The sequence below is a fragment of the Streptomonospora arabica genome (genome assembly GCF_039531585.1).
In the GTDB taxonomy this organism is placed as follows: domain Bacteria; phylum Actinomycetota; class Actinomycetes; order Streptosporangiales; family Streptosporangiaceae; genus Streptomonospora; species Streptomonospora halophila.
The window spans coordinates 529,412-551,951 of sequence record NZ_BAAAQI010000001.1 but is presented as its reverse complement, the minus strand read 5'-3'; the positions used below and the strand labels follow the sequence as shown (position 1 = coordinate 551,951).

The 22,540-nt window shown below is 72.2% G+C and carries 17 protein-coding genes; 15 read left to right on the top strand and 2 right to left on the bottom strand.

Translation table 11 applies throughout. The annotated features are described in order from the left end of the window. Window positions 1-20: 20 nt before the first annotated feature. From araB to ABD284_RS02330, 14 genes are all read left to right on the top strand, one after another. The gene (gene araB / locus ABD284_RS02395; protein ID WP_344140461.1) at window positions 21-1,700 is read left to right on the top strand and encodes a ribulokinase; all 1,680 of its coding nucleotides are present in this window, start codon (window positions 21-23) and stop codon (window positions 1,698-1,700) included. A gap of 15 nt (window positions 1,701-1,715) precedes the next feature. Beyond that, complete coding sequence (locus ABD284_RS02390; protein WP_344140459.1) at window positions 1,716-2,420, top strand: L-ribulose-5-phosphate 4-epimerase; 705 nt, start codon at window positions 1,716-1,718, stop codon at window positions 2,418-2,420. 35 nt (window positions 2,421-2,455) lie between these two features. Beyond that, window positions 2,456-3,817 (top strand): L-arabinose isomerase family protein, encoded by a 1,362-nt coding sequence (locus ABD284_RS02385; RefSeq protein WP_344140768.1) that lies wholly within the window; start codon window positions 2,456-2,458, stop codon window positions 3,815-3,817. A gap of 283 nt (window positions 3,818-4,100) precedes the next feature. Beyond that, complete coding sequence (locus ABD284_RS02380) at window positions 4,101-5,417, top strand: ABC transporter substrate-binding protein (protein WP_344140457.1); 1,317 nt, start codon at window positions 4,101-4,103, stop codon at window positions 5,415-5,417. A gap of 40 nt (window positions 5,418-5,457) precedes the next feature. Beyond that, entirely contained in the window at window positions 5,458-6,417 is a 960-nt protein-coding gene (locus tag ABD284_RS02375) for a carbohydrate ABC transporter permease (protein WP_344140455.1), read from the top strand. Then, window positions 6,414-7,310, top strand: coding sequence for a carbohydrate ABC transporter permease (locus tag ABD284_RS02370; RefSeq protein WP_344140452.1), 897 nt, complete (start codon window positions 6,414-6,416; stop codon window positions 7,308-7,310). The genes ABD284_RS02375 and ABD284_RS02370 overlap by 4 nt, the downstream gene beginning before the upstream one ends. A gap of 177 nt (window positions 7,311-7,487) precedes the next feature. After that, complete coding sequence (arfA, locus tag ABD284_RS02365) at window positions 7,488-9,002, top strand: arabinosylfuranosidase ArfA (RefSeq protein ID WP_344140450.1); 1,515 nt, start codon at window positions 7,488-7,490, stop codon at window positions 9,000-9,002. 47 nt (window positions 9,003-9,049) lie between these two features. After that, on the top strand, window positions 9,050-10,144 hold the full coding sequence (chvE, locus tag ABD284_RS02360; RefSeq protein ID WP_344140448.1) for a multiple monosaccharide ABC transporter substrate-binding protein: 1,095 nt from the start codon (window positions 9,050-9,052) through the stop codon (window positions 10,142-10,144). Window positions 10,145-10,157: 13 nt separating this feature from the next. After that, complete coding sequence (mmsA, locus tag ABD284_RS02355; RefSeq protein WP_344140446.1) at window positions 10,158-11,687, top strand: multiple monosaccharide ABC transporter ATP-binding protein; 1,530 nt, start codon at window positions 10,158-10,160, stop codon at window positions 11,685-11,687. A 6-nt stretch (window positions 11,688-11,693) separates the two neighbouring features. After that, entirely contained in the window at window positions 11,694-13,004 is a 1,311-nt protein-coding gene (mmsB, locus tag ABD284_RS02350; RefSeq protein WP_344140445.1) for a multiple monosaccharide ABC transporter permease, read from the top strand. Between the two features lie 112 nt (window positions 13,005-13,116). Then, the gene (dnaG, locus tag ABD284_RS02345; protein ID WP_344140443.1) at window positions 13,117-15,006 is read left to right on the top strand and encodes a DNA primase; all 1,890 of its coding nucleotides are present in this window, start codon (window positions 13,117-13,119) and stop codon (window positions 15,004-15,006) included. Between the two features lie 86 nt (window positions 15,007-15,092). Next, complete coding sequence (rpoD, locus tag ABD284_RS02340) at window positions 15,093-16,220, top strand: RNA polymerase sigma factor RpoD (RefSeq protein WP_344140441.1); 1,128 nt, start codon at window positions 15,093-15,095, stop codon at window positions 16,218-16,220. Between the two features lie 79 nt (window positions 16,221-16,299). Further along, window positions 16,300-17,673: a glycoside hydrolase family 18 protein gene (locus tag ABD284_RS02335; protein ID WP_344140439.1), complete on the top strand. Its 1,374-nt coding sequence runs from the start codon at window positions 16,300-16,302 to the stop codon at window positions 17,671-17,673. A 135-nt stretch (window positions 17,674-17,808) separates the two neighbouring features. Further along, the gene (locus ABD284_RS02330; RefSeq protein WP_344140437.1) at window positions 17,809-17,979 is read left to right on the top strand and encodes a hypothetical protein; all 171 of its coding nucleotides are present in this window, start codon (window positions 17,809-17,811) and stop codon (window positions 17,977-17,979) included. Between the two features lie 319 nt (window positions 17,980-18,298). Here the strand turns inward: ABD284_RS02330 and ABD284_RS02325 are convergent, their stop codons facing one another. Then, complete coding sequence (locus ABD284_RS02325) at window positions 18,299-18,808, bottom strand: pyridoxamine 5'-phosphate oxidase family protein (protein ID WP_344140435.1); 510 nt, start codon at window positions 18,806-18,808, stop codon at window positions 18,299-18,301. A 95-nt stretch (window positions 18,809-18,903) separates the two neighbouring features. Here ABD284_RS02325 and ABD284_RS02320 point away from each other — a divergent pair, with 95 nt between their 5' ends. Beyond that, window positions 18,904-21,933 carry an FAD-binding and (Fe-S)-binding domain-containing protein gene (locus ABD284_RS02320; protein ID WP_344140433.1) on the top strand — a complete coding sequence of 1,010 codons (3,030 nt, stop codon included), beginning with the start codon at window positions 18,904-18,906 and terminating at the stop codon, window positions 21,931-21,933. A 105-nt stretch (window positions 21,934-22,038) separates the two neighbouring features. Here the strand turns inward: ABD284_RS02320 and ABD284_RS02315 are convergent, their stop codons facing one another. Next, window positions 22,039-22,539 (bottom strand): hypothetical protein, encoded by a 501-nt coding sequence (locus ABD284_RS02315; RefSeq protein ID WP_344140431.1) that lies wholly within the window; start codon window positions 22,537-22,539, stop codon window positions 22,039-22,041. Window position 22,540 lies beyond the last annotated feature (1 nt).

The following is a 22,540-nucleotide window of genomic DNA, read 5'->3' as shown; positions in this document are numbered from 1 at the left end:
GCGCACCTTGGAGGAACCCAGTGAACGGGAATGTTAGCGCTCACAACGGCGATGTCGTGATCGGCGTCGACTTCGGAACCCTTTCGGGGCGCGCGGTCGTCGTCAGCGTCGCCGACGGCGCCGAACTCGCCGGCGCCGTCCACGAGTTCGAGCACGGCGTCGTCTCGCAGACCCTGCCCGGATCCGACACCCCGCTCGCCCCCGACACCGCTCTGCAGGTCCCCGCGGACTACCGCGCGGTCCTGCGCCACACGGTGCCCAAGGCGCTCGCGGCGGCGGGCGTGCCCGCCGAGCGCGTCGTCGGCATCGGCACCGACTTCACCGCATGCACGGTGCTTCCCACCACGGCCGACGGAACCCCGCTGTGCGAGCTGCCGGAGTTCGCCGACCGGCCGCACGCCTACCCCAAGCTCTGGAAGCACCACGCCGCCCAGCGCGAGGCCGACGACATCAACGGCCTGGCCGAGGAGCGCGGCGAGCCCTGGTTGTCGCGCTACGGCGGCAAGATCAGCTCGGAGTGGCAGTTCGCCAAGGGCCTGCAAGTGCTGCGCGAGGACCCCGAGGTCTACCGGCGCACCGAGCGCTGGATCGAGGCCGCCGACTGGATCGTGTGGGTGCTGTGCGGCTCTGAGACCCGCAACGTCTGCACCGCCGGGTACAAGGGCATCCACCAGGACGGCGCCTGGCCCGACCGCGACTTCCTGGCCGCGCTCCACCCCGGATTCGCCGGCTTCGCCGAGGAGAAGCTCGCCCACCCGCTCATGCAGCTCGGCGACCGGGCGGGCGGCCTGTCCGCCGCCGCCGCGGCGCTCACCGGCCTGCCCGAGGGGATCGCAGTCTCGGTGGGCAACGTCGACGCCCACGTCACCGCCGCCGCCGCGCAGACCGTCGAGCCGGGCCGGATGCTCGCGGTCATGGGCACCAGCACCTGCCACGTGATGAACGGCGCCTCCTTCGCCGAGGTGCCGGGCATGTGCGGCGCGGTGAAGGACGGCATCGCGCCCGGGTACTGGGGCTACGAGGCCGGCCAGAGCGGCGTCGGCGACATCTTCGCCTGGTTCGCCGAGGGCTACGCGCCCGCCGAGTACCGCCGCGAGGCCGACGAGCTGGGGATCTCCGTCCACGACCTGCTCTCGCGCAAGGCGGCCGACCAGCCCGTCGGCGCCCACGGCCTCGTGGCCCTGGACTGGCACAGCGGCAACCGCTCCGTCCTCGTCGACCACGACCTCTCCGGCATCCTCTGCGGACTCACCCTGGCCACCCGGCCCGAGGAGGTCTACCGGGCGCTGGTGGAGTCGACCGCCTTCGGCACCCGCACCATCCTCGACGCCTTCGCGGGCTCGGGGGTGCCCGTCGAGGAGTTCACGGTCGCCGGCGGCCTCAAGCGCAACGCCTTCGTCCTGCAGATCTACGCCGACGTGCTCAACCGCCCCCTGGCCGTCGCCGACTCCGATCAGGGGCCCGCTCTCGGCTCGGCGATCCACGCGGCGGTGGCGGCCGGCGCTTACCCCGACATCCGCACCGCGTCGGCGGCCATGGGCGGCGCCGCCCGCAACGCCGTCCTGCCCGACCCCGACCGCGCCGCGGCCTACGACCGGCTCTACGCCGTCTACACCGAACTGCACGACCACTTCGGCCGCGGCGGCAGCGACGCACTGCACACGCTGCGCACCATCCGCAACGAGAGCTTGGCCGACTGACCCGTGAAGGACGCCATGACAGCACTGTCCGACCTGTCCGCGCACTCCGCCGAAGCGCTGGAGGCCGCGCGCGCCCGGGTGTGCGCGCTGCACGCCGAGCTGACCCGCTGGAACCTCGTCACCTGGACCAGCGGCAACATCTCCGAGCGCGTGCCCGGAACCGACCTCGTCGTCATCAAGCCCAGCGGCGTCACCTACGAAGACCTGACGCCCGACTCGATGGTCGTCTGCGACCTGCGGGGCGAGCGGCTCGACGGCCGGCACGCCCCCTCCAGCGACACCGACGCCCACGCCTACGTCTACCGGCACATGCCCGAGGTCAACGCGGTGGTGCACACGCACAGCACCTACGCCACGGCCTGGGCCGCGCGCAGCGAACCCATCCCGTGCGCCATCACGGCCATGGCCGACGAGTTCGGCGACGACATCCCGGTCGGCCCGTTCGCCCTGATCGGCGGCGACGACATCGGCCGCGGCATCGTGGCCACCCTCGACGGCCACCGCTCGCCCGCCGTGCTGATGGCCAAGCACGGTGTCTTCACCGTCGGCAAGGACGCCAAGGCCGCCGTCAAGGCCGCCGTGATGTGCGAGGACGTCGCCCGCACCGTGCACCTGGCCCGCGAGCACGGCCCGGTCGAGCGGCTGCCGCAGGAGCACATCGACGCCCTCTACGACCGCTATCAGAACGTCTACGGCCAGAGAGAAGGTTCGGACACGTGAGCGAGCGCCTTCCCACCATCGGGATCCTCGGCATCATGCAGCCCCTCTACGACGACATGATCCCGGGTATCACCGACCGGCAGGCCGGCTACGCGCGGCGGATCGCCGACAGCCTCGCCGACATCGCCGACTGCGTCGTCTCCGCCCCCGTGCGCGGGCGCGCCGACGCCGAGCGGGAGATGCGGGCCTTCGAGAACGACGACCTCGACGGCGTGCTGGTCGTCATGCTCACCTACGGCCCCTCCCTGCGTGTGACGCGCGTGCTGAGCGAGGCCCGGGTGCCGCTGTGCCTGGCCAACATCCAGCCCGACCCGGTGGTCACGCCGGAGTGGGACATGGCCGACATGACCTACAACCAGGGCATCCACGGCGCACAGGACACCGCCAACGCCATGGTGCGGGCCGGCCGGGCCTTCGACGTCATCACCGAGGAGTGGCCCAGCGACGCGTTCCGCGAGCGCGTGGGCCGCTGGGCGCGCGCCGCCCGCGCGGTCACCGCCTGGAAGCGGCTCAAGGTGGGCGTCTTCGGCTACGCCATGAACGGCATGGGCGACGCCCGTGTCGACGAGACCGCCTGGATGCGCAAGCTCGGCCCCGAGATCGAGGTCATCGCTCCCGGTGCGCTGCACCGCACCATGGCCGGGCTGCCCTCGTCGGCCGTCGACGCGCTGATGGCCGAGGAGGACGAGCGCTTCGCCGTCGACGAGCGGCTGTCCAAGGAGGAGCGCGAGGACCATGCCCGCATGCAGCTGGGCATCGAGCGGCTGCTCGTCGAGCACGGGTGCGGCGCCTACTCCACGCACTTCGACGCCATCGGCGAGGACGGCAGGTTCGCCCGGCTGCCCATGGCATCGGCGTCCAGCCTCATGGCCGGCGGATACGGTTTCGCCGGCGAGGGCGACGCGCTGGCGGCGTCCATCGTCTACGCCGGCCACCAGCTCGCCGGCGACGGCCACTTCACCGAGATGTACGCGATGGACTTCCCCTCCGACTCCATCCTGATGAGCCACATGGGCGAGGGGAACTGGAAGGTCGCCCGCGACGACGAGCCGGTGCGGCTCATCAAGCGCCCGCTGGGCATCGGCGGGCTGGACGACCCGCCCACCCTGCTCTTCCGCATCCAACCCGGCCCCGCCACCCTCGCCTCCCTGGTGGCGCTCGGCGGCGAGCGCTTCCGGCTGGTGGTCGCCGAGGGCGAGGTCCTGGACTCCCAGGTGCTCCCGGCGCTGGAGATGCCCTACGGCCAGTTCCGCCCCTCCTCGGGCGTGCGCGGCTGCATGGACGGCTGGCTGCGCGCCGGAGGCACCCACCACATGGTCATGAACCTGGGACGCACCGCCGACGACTGGAAGGTGTTCTGCGACCTGGCCGGCATCGAGTTCGTCCAGGTCTCATAAGCGGATGCGGCCGCAGACCCGTCCCCTGCGGCCGCCTCCGGCCCCGCCGGGCGACCGCCGGTGGGGCGGCACCTGCACCCGCATCCGCCGACAGCACGTACACCACCCGACACCCACGGCACACGCACACAGCACCCGCACCCAGCGCGCGGACCTTCGCGCGAAGACCGGCCGAGGCGCCCCATTCGCCTCCGGCCGGTCCACGGGGGCGCCGCCGGCGCCCCGCATCCAGCGGCCTTTCGGGGGGCGGCCGCACCAGCGCAGCGAGAGCAGAGGAGTCGCCATGCGCAGACGAGACACCACCGGCCCCCGGTCGGCCCCCGCCCTGGGACGGCGGGTGTTCCTGGCGGGCGGTCTGGCCGCGGCCGGAACGGCCCTGGCCGGATGCGGCCCGGCCGACACGGTACTGAGCGGCAGGCAGCCGCTGCGCCAGTGGAACCTGTTCACCGGCGGCGACGGCGCCCGCATGGTCGAGATGCACGCGGCCTACCGCAAGGCGCACCCCGGGATCGACTTCCAGCCCTCCACGTTCCAGTGGGGCAATCCCTACTACACCAAGTTCGCGATGGGCGCCGCCGGCGGGCGCGCCTTCGACATCGCCACCCTGCACGTCTCCCGCCTGCGAGGCCTGGGGGTCGGCACCCTCATCTCCCCGGTGCCCACGGACCTGCTCGCCGAGCACGGCATCACCCGCGACACCGTCTTCCCCAACATCTGGGACAAGTGCACGATCGACGGCGAACTATACGCCGTTCCTCTGGACACCCACCTGGTCGTGACCTACTACAACCGGCCCGTCTGCGAACAGGCGGGCGTCCTGGACTCCGACGGTCAGCTCGTCGAGATCCGCGACGAGAACCACTTCTTCGACGTGTGCGCCGCCGTCAAGGAGGTCACCGGCCAGTACGGCGTCGTGACGGACACGACGCACGCATGGCGCCCGTTCTGGTCGCTTTACCGCCAGCTCGGCGGGGAGATGACCTTGGACGGCGAGTTGGGCATCGACGACGACAAGGCGCTGCGTGCCCTTGACTTCCTGCGCCGCCTCTCTGAGGAGGGCCTGGCGCCCAAGGCGTCCGACGGGGCGGCCACCCCCGCCAACTTTCAGAACGGGATCGCCGGACTCATGCTCTCCGGCAACTGGGAGCTGCCCACACTCAAGGACGCCGGGATGGACTTCGGCATGCGCCCCTTCCCCGGCGTCTACGGCGAGGAACTGGGGCAGGGCGATTCCCACTGCTTCGTCCTGCCCGTGCGCCGCGAACCCGACGACGACGCCGTCGCCGCCGCGGTGGAGTACGCGGCCTGGATGCTCAAGCACAGCATCACCTGGGCCGGCGGCGGTCACATCCCCGCCTACATGCCGACCACCGAAAGCCAGGAGTACGCCGACCTGCAGCCGCAGTCGGACTACCGGCACGCCGCCGAGGACGTGCAGTTCGACCCGCAGGCGTGGTTCAGCGGATCGGCGGCCCAGTTGCAAGCGGACGCCGGCGCGATCTTCACCGGCGTGCACACCGGCGCGGTGACACCCGAGGCCGCTCTCGACCGCTTCAAACGCACAGCCCAGGACCTCATCGACACACCTTCTCCCGTGTAAGCCGTGTCCACCCCCCATCTCCCGTTCGTCGGAGCGTGAAATGACACAGCACGCCAGCACCGCGGAGACGCCGGCCGTCGCACCGGCGCCCCGGTCCTCATCGCCCCCTCCCGCACGCGGAACCGCACGGCGGTCCGCGGCCGGGATCTGGTTCGTCCTGCCCTTCACCGTCCTGTTCGCCGCCTTCCTGGTCTGGCCGTTGATCGCCGGACTGTGGGCCAGCTTCACCGACCGCAGCCTCGCCAAGGAGGACTCCTCCTTCGTCGGGTTGGCCAACTGGATCGAGATGTTCGGTGATCCCGCGGTTTGGCAGTCGCTGTGGGTGACGCTGCTGTTCACCGTGTTCACCACGCCGCCGCTGGTGGCGATCGCGCTGGCGATGGCGCTGCTCACCCACCGCGCCACCGCCCGCATCGGCTGGTTCCTGCGGTTCTCCTACTTCGCGCCGTTCCTGATGCCCGTGGCCGTGGTGACGCTGATCTGGGAGTGGATGTACCAGCCCGGCTTCGGCATGATCAACGGCCTGCTGGAAACGGTGGCGATCCCCGGGGTCTCCTGGCTCACCGACGAGAACACCGTGCTGCTCGCCATCGCCGCCACGACCGTGTGGTGGACCGTCGGGTTCAACTACCTGCTCTACCTGGCGGCACTGCAGGGCATTCCCCGCTACGTCTACGAGGCCGCCGCCCTCGACGGCGCCGGCGCCTGGCGGCGGTTCACCTCCATCACCCTGCCCCTGCTGCGCCGCACCACCGCGCTGATCGTGCTGCTGCAGATGGTCGCCTCGCTGAAGCTGTTCGACCAGGCCTACCTGATGACCAACGGGTCGGGCGGGCCCAACTACGCGGCTCGGCCCATCATCGGCTACGTCTTCGAGACCGGGTTCACCGGGCTGCGCATCGGCTACGCCTCGGCGATCTCGTACCTGTTCTTCGCCGTGATCATCCTCGTCTCCGTCCTGCAGCTCCGCCTGTTCTCCCGGAAGGAGGACGCGGCATGACCACCGCGACCCTCACCGCCGCCGAGCGGCCCGGCACCCCCGCCGGCCCCGCCTCGCCGCAGCCCCGCCGCCGCTTCAAGGTCACCCCCGGCGGCACCGCGATCGCCGTGCTGGCGCTGTTCCTCGCCGTGGTCTGGCTCATGCCACTGGTCTGGGCGGTGCTGACCTCCCTCAAGCCCGAGCCGGAAACCACGGCCGTGCCGGTGCGCTGGCTGCCGCTGGAGCCCACCTTCGAGGCTTACCGCACGGTCATCGCGCAGGGCGAGCTAATGCGGTGGCTGATGAACAGCGTGATCGTCTCCGTCCTGGTCACCGCTCTGACCCTGGTCACCTGCGTGATGGCCGCCTACGCCTTCTCCAAGACCGACTTTCCCGGCCGCACGTGGCTGTTCGCGCTGTTCATCGCCGGCATCCTGGTTCCGCCGCAGGCGCTGATCGTCCCGCTGTTCGACGAGATGACCTTCCTCGGCCTGGTCGACACCTACTGGGGCGTCGCGCTGCCCCAGGTCGTCGCCCCGGTCATGATCTTCATCCTCAAGCGGTTCTTCGACGCGATCCCGCGCGACTACGAGGAGGCCGCGAGGATCGACGGCGCCGGGCACCTGCGGGTGCTGTGGAACGTGGTGCTGCCCATGTCTGTGCCCATCCTCGCCGCCGTGGGGATCTTCACCTTCGTGCAGGCCTGGAACAACTTCCTGTGGCCCTTCGTGGCGACCACCGACCCGGCGCTGATGACCGTGCCGGTCGGCCTGGGCACCGTCCAGAGCGCCTACGGGATCCTCTACGCCCAGCAGATGGCCGCCTCGGTCCTGGGCGCCCTCCCGCTGATCGTCGTCTTCATGCTCTTCCAGCGCCAGGTCGTGCGCGGCGTCACCGATGCGGGGCTGAAGTGACCGGCAGGGTGCGCCGGAGCCCCGGCGCCCGGACCCGGCCCGCGCCCTGACGCCCCTTTCCGCCCCGTTGCGGGACCGGCGCCCGCCGGCCCCGCAACGGGGGGACCCGAAAGCCCCGAACCGCCGCCCGCGAACCGCAACCGACACAGCAACCCGGACCCAGGGGGAGAACCGCCAATGCTGCACGCGTCGATGACCATCGACCCCGCCTTCCGCGTCGCGCCCGTGCACCGCCGCACCTTCGGCTCGTTCGTCGAGCACATGGGCCGCTGCGTCTACACCGGGATCTATGAGCCCGACCACCCCTCCGCCGACGCCGACGGCTTCCGCGCCGACGTGGCCGAGCTCGTCCGCGAGCTGGGCGTCACCACCGTGCGCTACCCCGGCGGCAACTTCGTCTCGGGCTACCGCTGGGAGGACGGCGTCGGCCCCAAGGATCAGCGGCCGGTGCGGCGCGAGCTGGCCTGGCACTCCACCGAGACCAACCAGTTCGGCCTGGACGAGTTCGCGGCCTGGACCCGCCGGCTGGGCATCGAGCCGATGATGGCCGTCAACCTGGGCACCCGCGGCCTGCAGGAGGCCGTCGACCTGCTGGAGTACGCCAACCACCCCGGCGGTACCGCGCTGTCGGACCGGCGCGCCGCCAACGGCAGCCCCCAGCCGCACGGCATCCGCATGTGGTGCCTGGGCAACGAGATGGACGGCCCCTGGCAGATCGGCCACAAGACCGCCCACGAGTACGGCCGGCTGGCGGCGGAGGTCGCCCGCGCCATGCGGATGAGCGACCCCGACCTGGAGCTGGTGGCCTGCGGCTCCTCAGGGTCGACCATGCCCACCTTCGGGGCCTGGGAGGCCGAGGTGCTGGAGCAGGCCTACGACTACGTCGACTACATCTCGCTGCACGCCTACTACGAGGAGCACGACGGCGACCTGGCGAGCTTCCTGGCCTCCAGCACCGACATGGACCACTTCATCGAGTCCGTGGTCGCCACCGCCGACGCCGTGCGGGCCAAGCTGGGCGCCAAGAAGCGGATCCAGCTCTCCTTCGACGAGTGGAACGTGTGGTACCAGAGCCACCACCACGCCAAGGACCCGGGCACGGAGTGGCCGGTGGCCCCCCGCGTCATCGAGGACCGCTACCACCTCGCCGACGCCGTGGTCTTCGGCAGCCTGCTCATCTCGCTGCTGCGCCACAGCGACCGCGTCACCGCGGCGAGCCTCGCCCAGCTCGTCAACGTCATCGCGCCGATCATGACCGAGCCCGGCGGGCCCGCCTGGCGCCAGACCACGTTCCACCCCTTCGCGCTGACCGCCGCCAACGCGGCGGGCACCGTGCTCCGGGTGGAGCCGCAGAGCCCGGTGCGCGAGACCGCCCGCTACGGCGAGGTCCCGCTCGTCGACGCGGTCGCCACCCACGACCCCGACAACGGCGAGGCCGCCGTCTTCCTGGTCAACCGCGCCACGGACGAGCACGTCTCCGTCGACGTGGACCTGCGGGGCCTGGAGGCCGACCGCATCGCCTCGTGCCGGACGCTGCACGACGACGACGTCTACGCGGCCAACACCCGCGAGCGGCCCGACCGCGTCGTGCCGCGCGAGAACAAAGACGTCCGACTGGAGGACGGCCGCCTTGGCGTCGTCCTTCCGCCGGTCTCGTGGACGGTCCTCAAGCTCGCCCTCCCGCGCGCCTGAGCACCGCCCGCACCAAACCCGCCACACCCCATCATGAGGAGCACACGATGAAGCGGACCCCCTCCGCCATCCTGTCCGCGGCCCTGGCCGCGGTCATGGCGCTTGTGCTGACCGCCTGCGGCGGCGTCGGAGACGCCGCCCAGCAGTCAGGAGAGAACGGCACCGTCGGGATCGCGATGCCGACCAAGTCGTCCGACCGCTGGGTCGCCGACGGCAAGAACATGGTCCGGCTGTTCGAGGAAGCCGGCTACGGCACCGACCTGCAGTACGCCGAGGACGTGGTCGAGGACCAGGTCGCCCAGATCGAGAACATGATCACCCGCGGCGTGGACGCCCTGGTCATCGCCGCCATCGACGGTGAGGCGCTCACCGACGTGCTGCAGATGGCCGCCGACAACGACATCCCGGTCATCGCCTACGACCGCCTGATCAACGGCAGCGAGCACGTCGACTACTACGCGACCTTCGACAACTTCCAGGTGGGTGTGCTGCAGGCCTCCTACATCGAGGAGTCCCTCGACCTGAAGAACGAGAAGGGCCCCTTCAACATCGAGCTGTTCGGCGGTTCGCCCGACGACAACAACGCCTACTTCTTCTACGACGGCGCCATGTCGGTGCTCCAGCCCTACATCGACGAGGGGAAGCTGGAGGTCCGCAGCGGCCAGACCGAGATGGACCAGATCGCCACCATGCGCTGGAGCGGGGCCAAGGCCCAGTCGCGCATGGACAACCTGCTCAGCTCGCACTACTCCAAGGAGCAGCTCGACGCGGTCCTCTCGCCCTACGACGGCATCAGCATCGGCGTCATCTCCTCGCTGAAGGCCGTGGGCTACGGCAGCGAGGACCGGCCCCTGCCGGTGATCACCGGCCAGGACGCCGAGCTGGCCTCGGTCAAGTCGATCATCGCCGGCGAGCAGACCCAGACCGTCTTCAAGGACACCCGCAAGCTCGCCGAGGTGGCCGTCAACATGACCGACGCGGTCCTCAAGGGCGAGAAGCCCGAGGTCAACGACACCGAGAGCTACGACAACGGCAAGAAGGTCGTGCCCGCCCACCTGCTGGAGCCCGTCTCGGTCGACGAGGACAACTACGAGGAGGCCCTCATCGACAGCGGCTACTACGAAAAGTCGGAGCTCTCGTGAGGCGGTGCCCGAAATGAGCATCCTGCTGCGGATGCGCGGCATCACCAAGGAGTTCCCCGGTGTCGTCGCGCTGGACAACGTCGAGCTGGCGGTTGAGGAAGGCGAGATCCACGCCCTGATGGGCGAGAACGGCGCCGGCAAGTCGACCCTGATGAAGGTGCTCAGCGGCGTCTACCCGCACGGCGACTACTCCGGCGAGATCCTGCTGGACGGCCAGGAGTGCTCGTTCAACGGCATCAGCGACAGCGAGAAGGCCGGGATCGCCATCATCCACCAGGAGTTGGCGCTGGTCCCGCAGCTGTCGGTGGCCGAGAACATCTACCTCGGCAACGAGCGCACGCGCGGCCCCGGTTTCATCGACTGGGGCCGCACGGCCTCGATGGCGCGCGATGTGCTGCGGCGCGTGGGCCTGGACGAGGACCCCACGGCGCCGGTCTCGGCGCTGAGCGTGGGCCGCCAGCAGCTCGTCGAGATCGCCAAGGCGCTGTCCAAGCGGGTGCGGCTGCTCATCCTGGACGAGCCGACCTCGGCGCTGAACGAGGCCGAGAGCGACAACCTGCTCAGGCTCCTGCTGGAGCTCAAGGAGCAGGGGATCACCTCGATCCTCATCTCCCACAAGCTCGGCGAGGTCACCCGGGTCGCCGACTCGGTGACCGTGCTGCGCGACGGGAAGGCGATCGAGACGCTCTCGACCTCCTCGGGAAGCGTGGACGAGGACCGGATCATCCGCGGGATGGTCGGCCGGGACCTGGACGAGCGCTACCCCGAACGCACCGCCGACATCGGCGAGGTGCGCTTCGAGGTGCGCGACTGGACCGTCGACCACCCCACCCAGATGGGCAGGCGGGTGGTCGACGGCGCAGGGCTGGACATCCGGCGCGGCGAGATCGTGGGCCTGGCCGGGCTGATGGGCGCCGGCCGCACCGAGCTGGCGATGAGCGTGTTCGGGCGGTCCTACGGGCGCTACGTGGAGGGCACCGTCCACAAGGACGGCAGGCCCGTGCACCTGCGCGACGTCGGCGACGCCATCGCCGCGGGGATCGCCTACGTGCCCGAGGACCGCAAGGAGCTCGGGCTGATCCTGGACGACGACATCCGGCGCAACCTGACCCTGGCCGGGCTGCACCGCGTCAGCCGGCGCACGGTGATCGACCCCGCCCGCGAAGCCGTCGCGGCCGAGGAGATGCGAACCGGCATGCGGGTCAAGAGCAACGGCGTCTTCCAGACCACCGGCGACCTCAGCGGCGGCAACCAGCAGAAGGTCGTGCTGGGCAAGTGGATGTTCGCCGAGCCCGACCTGCTGATCCTGGACGAGCCCACCCGCGGCATCGACGTCGGCGCCAAGTACGAGATCTACGTGATCGTGCAGCGCCTGGCCGCCCAGGGCGCGTGCGTGCTGCTCATCTCCTCGGAGCTGCCCGAGCTGCTGGGCATGTGCGACCGCGTCTACGCGATGTGCGAGGGGCGGATCACCGGGGAGGTGCCGCGCGAGAAGGCCGACCAGGAGACCCTGATGAAGCTGATGACCACGACGAAGGCGTGACTGGCCATGCAACCAACACCACTCCTGCGCACACTGCGCGACCTGGTGCGCAACAACGCGCGGCAGTACGGCATGGTGATCGCGCTGGCGGTCATCGTCCTGCTGTTCCAGATCCTCACCGGCGGCCTGCTCCTGCGGCCGCTGAACATCACCAACGTGATCATGCAGAACTCCTACGTGCTGATCCTGGCCGTGGGGATGATGCTGGTCATCATCACCGGCCACATCGACCTGTCGGTGGGTTCGGTGGTGGCGTTCACCGGCGCGGTCTCGACCGTGCTCATGACCAGCTGGGGGCTGCCGCCGCTGGTCGTCGTGCCGCTCGCGCTGGCCACGGGCGGCCTGATCGGCGCCTGGCAGGGCTTCTGGATCGCCTACGTGCGCATCCCGGCGTTCATCGTCACCCTCGCCGGGATGCTCATCTTCCGCGGCGCCACCCTGATCGTGCTGGGCGGGCGCTCGATCGGCCCGCTGCCGCAGTCGGTGCGCATGTGGGCCAGCGGGTTCATCCCCGGGTTCACCGAGGGGCCGCACCTGCTGACGCTCGCGCTGGGCGCCGTCGGCTCGGTCGCCCTCGTCTGGATCCAGTGGCGCGTGCGCGCACGCAACCTGGAGTACGGCCTGCCCGCCCCCTCGGCGGCGCTGACCACCGCCAAGGCGGCGGCGACCGTGCTCGTGGTGATGCTGTTCTCCTACGCCCTGGCCGACTACAACGGGATTCCGATCGTGGGCCTGCTGCTGCTCGTCCTCATCGTGGGCTACTCCTTCCTGATGAAGTCGACCACCGCCGGCCGGCGCATCTACGCCGTGGGCGGCAGTGAGAAGGCCGCCCGCCTCTCCGGCGTCAAGACCAAGCGCACCACCTTCTGGGTGTTCGTCAACATGGGCGTGCTCTCGGCGCTGGCGGGCCTGGTCTTCACCGCGCGGCTCAACGCCGCCACCCCCGGCGCGGGCGAGATGTTCGAGCTGGACGCGATCGCGGCCGCGTTCATCGGCGGGGCCTCGGCCTCCGGCGGTGTGGGCACCGTGATCGGCGCCGTGGTCGGTGCGCTGGTCATGGGCGTGATGAACAACGGCATGTCCATCATCGGGCTGGGCGTGGACTGGCAGCAGGCCATCAAGGGCCTGGTGCTGCTCGCCGCCGTGGCCTTCGACATCTACAACAAGCAGCGCGTCGGTTACGGGCGCGCCGGCGGCACCGCCGGCAAGAAGGGCTCGGGATCGGGGCCGCTGCCACCCGAACAGGCCGAGGACTCCGCTGCCCGGAAGCAGCAGGAGGGCTCAGCCGAGGCGACGGCTCCGGCACCGCCGCGGTGACCCGCGGGCGCGCGGCGCGGATCGCCGTGCCGCGCGCCCCGGCCCCCGCGGCTCGTCCACAGCCCGGCATCCGGGGTCGGAGGCGTCGGTGCCACGAACTACGCTGGGGACCGTGGCCGGCAGGATCAGAGACGAAGACGTCGCACTCGTGCGCGAGCGCACGCCCATCGCCGACGTGGTGGGGGAGTACCTGCAGTTGCGCAACGCGGGCGGCGGCTCGCTGAAGGGCCTGTGCCCCTTCCACGACGAGAAGTCGCCGTCGTTCAACGTCACCCCCGCGCGCGGTCTCTACTACTGCTTCGGCTGCGGCGAGGGCGGCGACGTCATCCGCTTCATCCAGCAGATCGAGAGCCTCAGCTTCGTCGAGGCAGTGGAGTCGCTGGCCCAGCAGAGCGGCATCCGGCTCCGCTACGAGCAGGGCGGATACACCTCCCGCAGCAACGACCAGGGCCAGCGCCAGCGGCTCATCGAGGCCCACCGCGAGGCCCAGCGCTTCTACGCCGACCAGCTGCTCGCCCCCGCCGCCCAGGAGGGCCGCCGCTTCCTCAGCGAGCGCGGGTTCGGCCGGGCCGACGCCGAGTACTTCGGTGTGGGCTACGCCCCCGGCGGCTGGGAGTCGCTCACCACGCACCTGCGCGACCAGGGCTTCACCGACCAGGAGATCATCACCGCGGGGCTGGCCGGGCAGGGCCGCCGCGGCGCCTACGACAAGTTCCGCAACCGGCTGGTGTGGCCGGTCCGCGAGGTCGCCGGCGAGATCGTGGGCTTCGGCGCCCGCAAGCTCGACCCCGGCGACGACGGCCCCAAGTACCTCAACACCCCCGAGACCCCGATCTTCAAGAAGGGCCACCTGCTCTACGGCCTCGACCTCGCCAAGCGCGAGATCTCGCGCGATCGCAAGGCCGTCATCGTCGAGGGCTACACCGACGTCATGGCCTGCCATCTGGCCGGGGTCACCACCGCCGTGGCCACCTGCGGCACCTCCTTCGGCGAGGACCACCTCAAGGTGCTGCGCCGCATGCTGCTGGGCCGCTCCAACCAGGGCGGCGAGGTCGTGTTCACCTTCGACGGCGACGCCGCCGGCCGCAAGGCGGCGGTGCGCGCCTTCGCCGAGGAGCACGGGTTCGCCTCCGAGACCTTCGTGGCCGTCCAGCCCGACGGCCTCGACCCCTGCGACCTGCGCCAGCGCCAGGGCGACGCCGCGGTGCGCGACCTCGTCGCCGACCGCAAGCCGCTGTACGAGTTCATGATCCGCACGGTCATCGAGCAGTACGACCTCGACACCGCCGAAGGGCGCATGGCCGGCCTCGACGCCGCCGCCGAGATCGTGGCCAGCATCCGCCACGAGGGCGTGCGCAAGCTCTACGGCGTCAACCTGGACCACTGGCTGGGCATCATGGACGAGTCGTTCGTACAGCGGCGGGTGGACCAGCACGTGGCGGCGCGCCGCGGCCGCCCGGGCGGCGGGTCGGCGCGGCGGCCCGCGCCCCAGGCGCCGCCGGGCGCCGCCGAGTCCGCACCCTACGACCTGCGCGACCCCTCGCTGCAGCGCGAGCGCCAGGCGCTGAAGATCGCCGTGCAGTACCCGGCGCTGGCCGCCGAGTTCGACGAGCTGGGCGCCGAGTCGTTCAGTGTCCCCCAGCACCGCGCCGTCTACGAGCTGATCAGCGCCCGCGGCGGGGTGGCCGCGGCGGGCGAGGCCCAGCAGTGGGCGGCCGGGCTGTGCGACGCGGCCTCCGACGAAGCGCAGCGGGCGTTCGTCACCCGGCTGGCGGTCGAGCCGATGGAGGTCTACGGAGAACTCGACGAGCATTACGCCCAGGAAATTCTGGGCACAATCAAGATTCATTCCATCAATCGCCGAGTGGCAAACCTGAAGTCGCGCCTGGGGCGGCTGGACCCCTCCGCTCAGGCCGAGGAGTACCAGCGGGTATTCACCGAGCTGATGTCCGTTGAGCAGGAGCGGCGCCTGATGCGCGAGCGGTCGGCAGGTGCCACGTAGCACGCAGGTGACAAAAATAGTCCTCACTATTGCGCGCCCCGGTCGGGCACACTGTAAGGGTGGCTCTAACGGTGCTCCCCGGCGAAATGCCACCGATCACCCAGGTGGCGCAACTGGTCGCGGGCGCGGGCTCCGGGGAGTCGGTGACCGTGGCCGACGTCGCCGCCGTCCTCGACCGCCTCGACGCCCCTCCCGAGTCGCTGGACCAGGTGGTGCGCGGTCTCGCCCAGCAGGGCGTCGACGTCGTCGACCCCGCCGCTGAGGACGACCCCGCCCCGGCCTCCGACCTCGGGCGCAGAGCACCAGCCGGCGACCTCGTGCGCATCTACCTGCGTGAGATCGGGCGCGTTCCGCTGCTCACGGCAGAAGAAGAAGTAGACCTCGCGAAATCCATCGAAGCCGGCCTCTTCGCCGCCGAGAAGCTGCGCCGGCCCGGACCCCGCACGGCGCCCGACGAGGCGCTGGACCTCGAACTCATCGTCGACGAAGGCGAGCGCGCCAAGGCGCGGCTCATCGAGGCCAACCTGCGCCTGGTGGTCTCCATCGCCAAGCGCTACCTGGGCCGCGGCCTGCTGCTGCTTGACCTGGTGCAGGAGGGCAACCTCGGGCTGATCCGCGCGGTCGAGAAGTTCGACTACACCAAAGGCTTCAAGTTCTCGACCTATGCCACCTGGTGGATCCGGCAGGCCATCACCCGGGCCATCGCCGACCAGGCGCGCACCATCCGCATCCCGGTGCACATGGTCGAGACCATCAACCGGCTCCTGCGGGTGCAGCGCCAACTGCACCAGGAGCTGGGCCGCGAACCCACCCCCGCCGAGATCTCGCGCGAGCTCGGGTTCGGCGACGACCGGGTCCAGGAGATCCAGCGCATCGCCCAGGAGCCCGTGTCGCTGCAGGCCCCCATCGGCGAGGAGGACTCCGACTTCGGCGACTTCATCGAGGACACCGACGCCGTCGTGCCCGCCGACGCCGCCGCGTTCACCATGCTGCAGGACCAGCTGGTGGCGCTGCTCGGCGGCCTCAGCGACCGCGAGCAGCGCATCATCCAGCTGCGCTTCGGCCTGCGCGACGGACACCAGCACACGCTGGAGGAGGTCGGCCAGGAGTTCGGGGTCACCCGCGAGCGCATCCGCCAGATCGAGGCCAAGACCCTGGCCAAGCTGCGCCATCCGTCCCTGGCCAAGACGCTGCGCGACTTCCTGGAGTCCTGAGCGCCGGGCCGGGTTTCCCGGCGGCGGCCGGATCCGGCCCGGCGCGCCGCCCGCTCGCGGCGCTACGTTGGCGGGTGTGATGGACCCGGCGAGTGCGCAGAGGCGGCGGTCGCGCGCGCCGCACACCCGTACCGGCCGGCTGCTGCTGGGTGCGGGGGCCGCGGCGCTGACCGCCGTGCTCGCAGCGGGCGCCCTGGCCGCCGTCGACGCCCTCAGGAGCGGACCGAGCACCGTGCACCGCATCGCCTATTTCGCCGACTGGAACACCGCCGCCCGCGGCTACAGCATCGCCGACGTCGCCGATAGCGGCGCGGCGGCCCGGCTCACCCGGCTGATGTGGGCCTTCGGCGAGATCGACGCGCAAGGCCGCTGCCACATCCCCGACGACGCGGCCTGGGAGCTGTACCAGCGGCGCTACGACGCCGCCGGCAGCGTCGACGGCCGCGCCGACTCCTACGGGCAGCCGCTCGCCGGCGGCCTCAACCAGCTGCGCAAGCTGCGCGAGCAGCACCCGGACCTCGGCGCCAGCATCTCGCTGGGCGGCTGGAACACCTCCACCCACTTCTCCACGGCGGCGCGCACCGAGCGCTCGCGCGAGGAGTTCGTCTCCTCCTGCCTGGACCTGTGGCTGCGCGGCGACCTGCCGGTGCGCGACGGCGAGCCGCAGGGCGGCCGGGGCGCGGCGGCCGGCGTCTTCGACGGTGTCGACCTGGACTGGGAGTGGCCCGGCGGCGACGGCCACGCCGACAACGTCGAGCACCCCGAGGACCGGCGGAACTTCACCCTGCTCGTGCGCGAGTTCCGGCGCCAGCTCGACGCCCTGGAGCGCGAGACCGGCCGGGAGTACACGCTGTCGGCCTCCCTGCCCGGCGACACCGGGCGGATGGAGGCGGGCTACGAGGCCGAGGCCTTCGAACCGCTGGACCTCGCCACGGTGCAGGGCTACGACCTCACCGGGCCCTGGAGCGACGTGACCGGGCACCACGCCCAGCTTTACGCGGGCGAGGCCGCCGCGCCCGCGGAGAGCGTGCACAGCGCCGTCCAGGGCTATCTGGGCCACGGCCTGCCCGCCGAGAAGCTCGTGGTGGGCTTCCCCGGCTTCGGCCGCGGCTGGCGGGGCGTGCCCCGAAGCCCCTCGTTCGGCCGCGGCGAGACCGCCGAGGCTCCGGCGTCGGGCGAGTACGGCGAGGACGCCGCCTCCTACGCCGAGCTGCAGCGGCGCGACGGGCGGCGCTTCCTCGACCCGGTCAACGCCGCGTACTGGCTGGTCGACGGCGGCGAGTGGTGGTCCTACGACACACCCGCGACCGTGGCCGCCAAGGGCGCCTACGTCCGCGAGCGCGGCCTCGGCGGGCTCATGCTGTGGAACCTGGACATGGACCCCGAAGGCGAGCTCGTGCGCGCCATGGACACAAGCCTCGACCCGGGCGGCGGCCCGGACACGCGCCGCTAGGGCCTGTCTTGGAAGTCAGAGCCAGTCGTTGATGATCGCGATCTGGACCGTGGCCGCGTAGCGAACGCGAAGCTTGTCGTAGCGCGTGGCACGGCCCTGATGCTGCTTGAGCCCGTTGGTCGCGCACTCCACCGCGTGGCGCTGCGGGGCGGCACGCGCACCCGCACCCCCTCGCGGTCGAAGGCCGGGGGCCTGCCGCCCGCCGATCCCCGCGCCCTGCGGTGGGCGGCCTGGTCGCCCGGCTCGGCGATGGTGGCCCTGATCCCCCGCCGACGCAGCAGCGCCCGGTTGGCCCGGCTGCTGTAGGCGGCATCGGCCGGCACCCGCGCCGGGCGCTGCCGGGGCCCGGCGCCCCGGCACCACGCCCGCTGCGTTCTCGCCGGTCGGCGGGGGACCCGCCCCGGCTCCTTCCCCGGCCCTGCGAGAGCGGCACGGCCGGTCCCTGCCGCAGGGCCCGCGCCGGAAGGACGGCGCTTCGCGCCTCGGGCGCGGGGCGCACCCGAGTGTGCCGCCCGCTTCCGACGGACCACTCCAACACGTCCGGGGACCCGTGCCCGGCCGGGCTCTGCGGTGCCGCGGTCCGCCGGGCTCGGCCGGGTGCGCCGGACCGGGAGCCGCCGGGCCCTCAGTCGCGGTAGTCGTCGGCGAGGCCGCGTCCCGGGCGCCAGTGGCGGATGCGCAGCCTGCCCCCCGTGACCGAGGTCAGCACGACCTCGCCGATGAGGAAGCGGAACAGGTGGGACTCACCCGGGTCGGCGCCGGGGTCGGCGAACAGGGCGCGCGCCTCCTCCGGGTCCGTCACCTCCACCGCGGCGCCGGCGATCTTGGCGTCGCCGGTGTCCATCGGCCCGGGTGCGGCGTGCAGCGCCAGGCGGCCGTCGCGCTGCAAATCCCGCGCCTTGCGGGCGCCGGGCATCGAGCCCAGCAGCAGTTCCGCCCCGCCCAGGTTCACCTCGGTACCGCTCACGCGGGGTGATCCGTCCGCGCGCAGCGTCGCCAGCACGTGGTGCTCGGCGGCGGCGAACACCGAGCGCACCTCGGCCGCGAAGGCGGGTTCGGCGGCGGAGAACTCCGTCCAGGAGACGGGCTCTGCGGTGGGGGCGGCGGAGGGAGTCCGCGTCGGGATCTCGTCCATACGGGCCAGCTTCTCCCCGAAAGCCGCCACCTACCGTCAGGAATCGCCGCCGCGTCCCGGTTGTCTCACCACGCGACCCGCGCCACGCTGGGATCATGCCCGACACGACCTCCCCGACCGCCCTGCCCGACATCGATCTCGAAGGCTTCGGCCGCGCACTGCGCCGCGACGTCTCCGGGACCGTCGCGTTCGACTCCCAAGCCAGGGCGCTCTACACCCAGGACGCCTCCAACTACCGCCACGTGCCCCTCGGCGTGGTGGTGCCGCGCACGGTCGACGACGTCGTCGCCGCCGTAGCCGCGTGCGACGCCTACGGGGTGCCGCTGACCCCGCGCGGCGGGGGGACCAGCATCGCCGGCAACTCCATCGGCGAGGGCCTGGTGATCGACACCTCCCGCCACCTCACGGCGATCGAGGAGGTCGACCCGGGCCGCCGCACCGCCCGCGTCCAGCCCGGCGTCGTCCTCGACGACCTGCGCGCCGCCGCGGCGCCGCACGGGCTCACATTCGGCCCCGACCCCTCCACCCACAGCAGGTGCACCATGGGCGGGATGATCGGCAACAACTCCTGCGGCTCCCACTCGGTCGCCTGGGGGACCACGGCCGACAACGTCGAGTCGCTGGACGTGCTGCTGCACGACGGCACACGGATGACCGTCGGGGCGACCGGCCGCGACGAGCTCGACCGGCTGGCCGCGCTGCCCGCCCGCGAGGGCCGGATCTACGCCGCGCTGCGCGACCTCGTCAACACCTACATGGGCGACCTGCGCACCGGCATGCCCCAGCTGTCGCGGCGGGTGTCGGGATACTCGCTGGACCGGCTGCTGCCGGAGAACGGCGGCCACATCGCCCGCTCGCTCGTCGGCACCGAGGGCAGCTGTGTGACGGTGCTCGGCGCGACGGTGCGGCTGGTGGAGTCGCCGCCGTCGCGCATCCTGGTCGTGCTGGGCTACCAGGACGCCCCGGCGGCCGCGGACGCGGTCCCCGAGCTGCTCCAGCACGGCCCGCTCACCGTCGAAGGGCTCAACGAGCAGCTGGTCTCGCGTGTACGGCAACCGGGCCGCGGGCGCACCGAGCTGCCCTCCGGCGCGGCCTGGCTGATGGTCGAGGTCGGCGGCGCAGACCGCGCCGAGGCGGAGGAGCGCGGCAAGGCGATGCTGCGCTCGCTGTCGGGCGCCGCGCGGCCGCTGGACTCGGCGGTGGTGGTCGACCCCGCGCACGCGCGGGCGCTGTGGCGCATCCGCGAGGAAGGCTCCGGCCTGGCGACCCGCGCGCCCGACGGCACCGAGGCCTGGCCCGGCTGGGAGGACGCCGCCGTCCCGCCCGAGCGCCTGGGCTCCTACCTGCGCTCCTACGACCGGCTGATGGACGACTACGGCTACCGGGGCGTGGTCTACGGCCACTTCGGCGAGGGATGCCTGCACGTGCGCGTGGACTTCGGGCTGGGCGACGCGCAGGGGCGCGGGAAGTTCCGCTCGTTCATGGAGGACGCCGCCGATCTCGTCGCCGAGCACGGCGGCTCGGTCTCCGGCGAGCACGGCGACGGCCAGGCCCGCTCCGAGCTGCTGCCGCGGATGTACGGCGACCGGGTCGTGCGCGCGTTCAGCGAGTTCAAGTCGCTGTGGGACCCGCGCAACCGGATGAACCCGGGCATCATCGTCGACCCGCTGCCGATGGACGCCGACCTGCGCCAGGCCGCCGTGACCAGCGGCCCGCTGACCGTGCTCGACTACCCCGAGGACCAGGGCGACTTCGCGCGCGCCATGCGCCGCTGCGTGGGCGTGGGCAAGTGCCGGCGCCACGAGGGGCCGGGCGTGATGTGCCCCAGCTACATGGTCACCCGCAACGAGAAGGACTCCACGCGCGGGCGCGCCCGGGCGCTGTTCGAGATGGTCAACGGCGAGGTGATCACTGACGGCTGGGCCTCGGAGGAGGTGCGCGACAGCCTGGACCTGTGCCTGTCGTGCAAGGGCTGCCGCAGCGACTGCCCGGTGAACGTGGACATGGCCGCCTACAAGGCCGAGTTCCTGCACCACCACTACCGGGGGCGCGTGCGGCCGGCCTCGCACTACTCGATGGGATGGCTGCCGGTGTGGGCGCGCCTGGCGGCGGTGGCCCCGGCGGAGGTCAACCGGGCGGGCGGTGCGCGCGTGCTCAGCGAGGCGCTGAAGCGGATCGGCGGCATCGCGCCGCAGCGCAGCATCCCCGAGTTCGCGCGTACGACCTTCACCCGGTGGTTCCGCCGCCGCGCGCGGCGCGCGGCGGGCGCGGGAGGCGAGCCGCGGCGCGGCGGAGGGCTGCTCGGCGGCGTGCTGGGCCGGCGCGGCGGGGCCGCGCCGCGCACAGGGGAGGGCGGCGCAGCGCCGGCCCGCCCGGAGCGCGGCACGGTGGTGCTGTGGCCCGACACCTTCGGCAACTACCTGACCCCGCAGGTGCCCGCCGCGGCGGTGCGGGTGCTGGAGGACGCCGGGTTCCGCGTGGTGCTGCCGGAAGGACAGGTGTGCTGCGGCCTGACCTGGGTCTCCACCGGCCAGCTCGGCGTCGCCCGGCAGGTGATGCGCCGCGCGCTGCGCGCCCTCGCCCCGCACGTGGAGGCGGGATTGCCGGTCGTCGGGCTGGAGCCCAGCTGCACGGCGGCGCTGCGTTCGGACCTGCAGGAGCTGCTGCCGGGGCCGGCCAGCGAGCGGGTCGCCGCGTCGGTGTACACGCTCTCGGAGTTCCTCGCCGCCTACGCCCCGGACTGGGAGCCGCCGCGCGTCGAGGCCCGCGCGATCAGCCAGGTGCACTGCCACCAGCACGCGGTCATCGGCTTCGACGCCGACCGCAAGCTGATGGAGCGCGCCGGGATCGACGGCGACGTGCTGGAGTCGGGGTGCTGCGGCCTGGCCGGCAACTTCGGCTTCGAGGACGGGCACTACGAGGTGTCCAAGGCCGTGGGGGAGCGGGTGCTGCTGCCGGCGGTGCGCGAGGCCGACCCGGAGACGCTGGTGCTGGCGGACGGCTTCAGCTGCCGCACCCAGATCGACCAGGAGGCCGGCCGCCCGGCCCGCCATCTGGCGGAGGTCCTGGCCGACGGCCTGGCCCGCAAGGAGGCCGAGCGAAAGGAGCCGGACCGGGAGCGGTAGGCGAGCGCGGGGGCGTGGGGTGGTCGGCGGCCGCGGCGTGGTGGGGCCGGGTAGGGGCCCGGTCTCGGCGGCGCGGCCTCGGCGTTGGGGGTGGCCGGGGTGGGCTTACACCCCCATCTGCTCGCGCAGGGAGGCGAGCGCGGCGGAGGCCCGGGCGGCGACCCCGGGGTCCTTCGGGTCGACGCCCTCGTCGACGTGCACCTGCCAGGTGATGTCCGCCCCGCCGGGCGGGCGCCGCGCCACGAGCCGGAAGCCCGCGCCGCCGTCCTCCTCCCCCTCGCGGCCTTCCAGCGAGAAGCGCCGGGAGACGACGATCGTGGCCGTCACCCGCTCGTAGACGACCTCGGCCAGCCGCCCCGGCTCCTCCACGCCGTAGACCCGGCGGCCGTATCCCTCTTCGGTGAAGGTGAAGCCCTCCTCCGACCAGCGGGCGCGGTCGATGTGCTCCCAGGGCACGGCGCGGCCGTCGGGCAGGTGCAGCGCCCGGTCGGTGGCCACCAGCGCGCGCTCGCCCCCGCCGGTCAGCGCGAGGACGCGTTCGCCGCGCCGGAGGGACACCCGGGAGCGCAGGTCCTCGGGCAGCGCGCGGCGTCGCGTCAGGCGCACG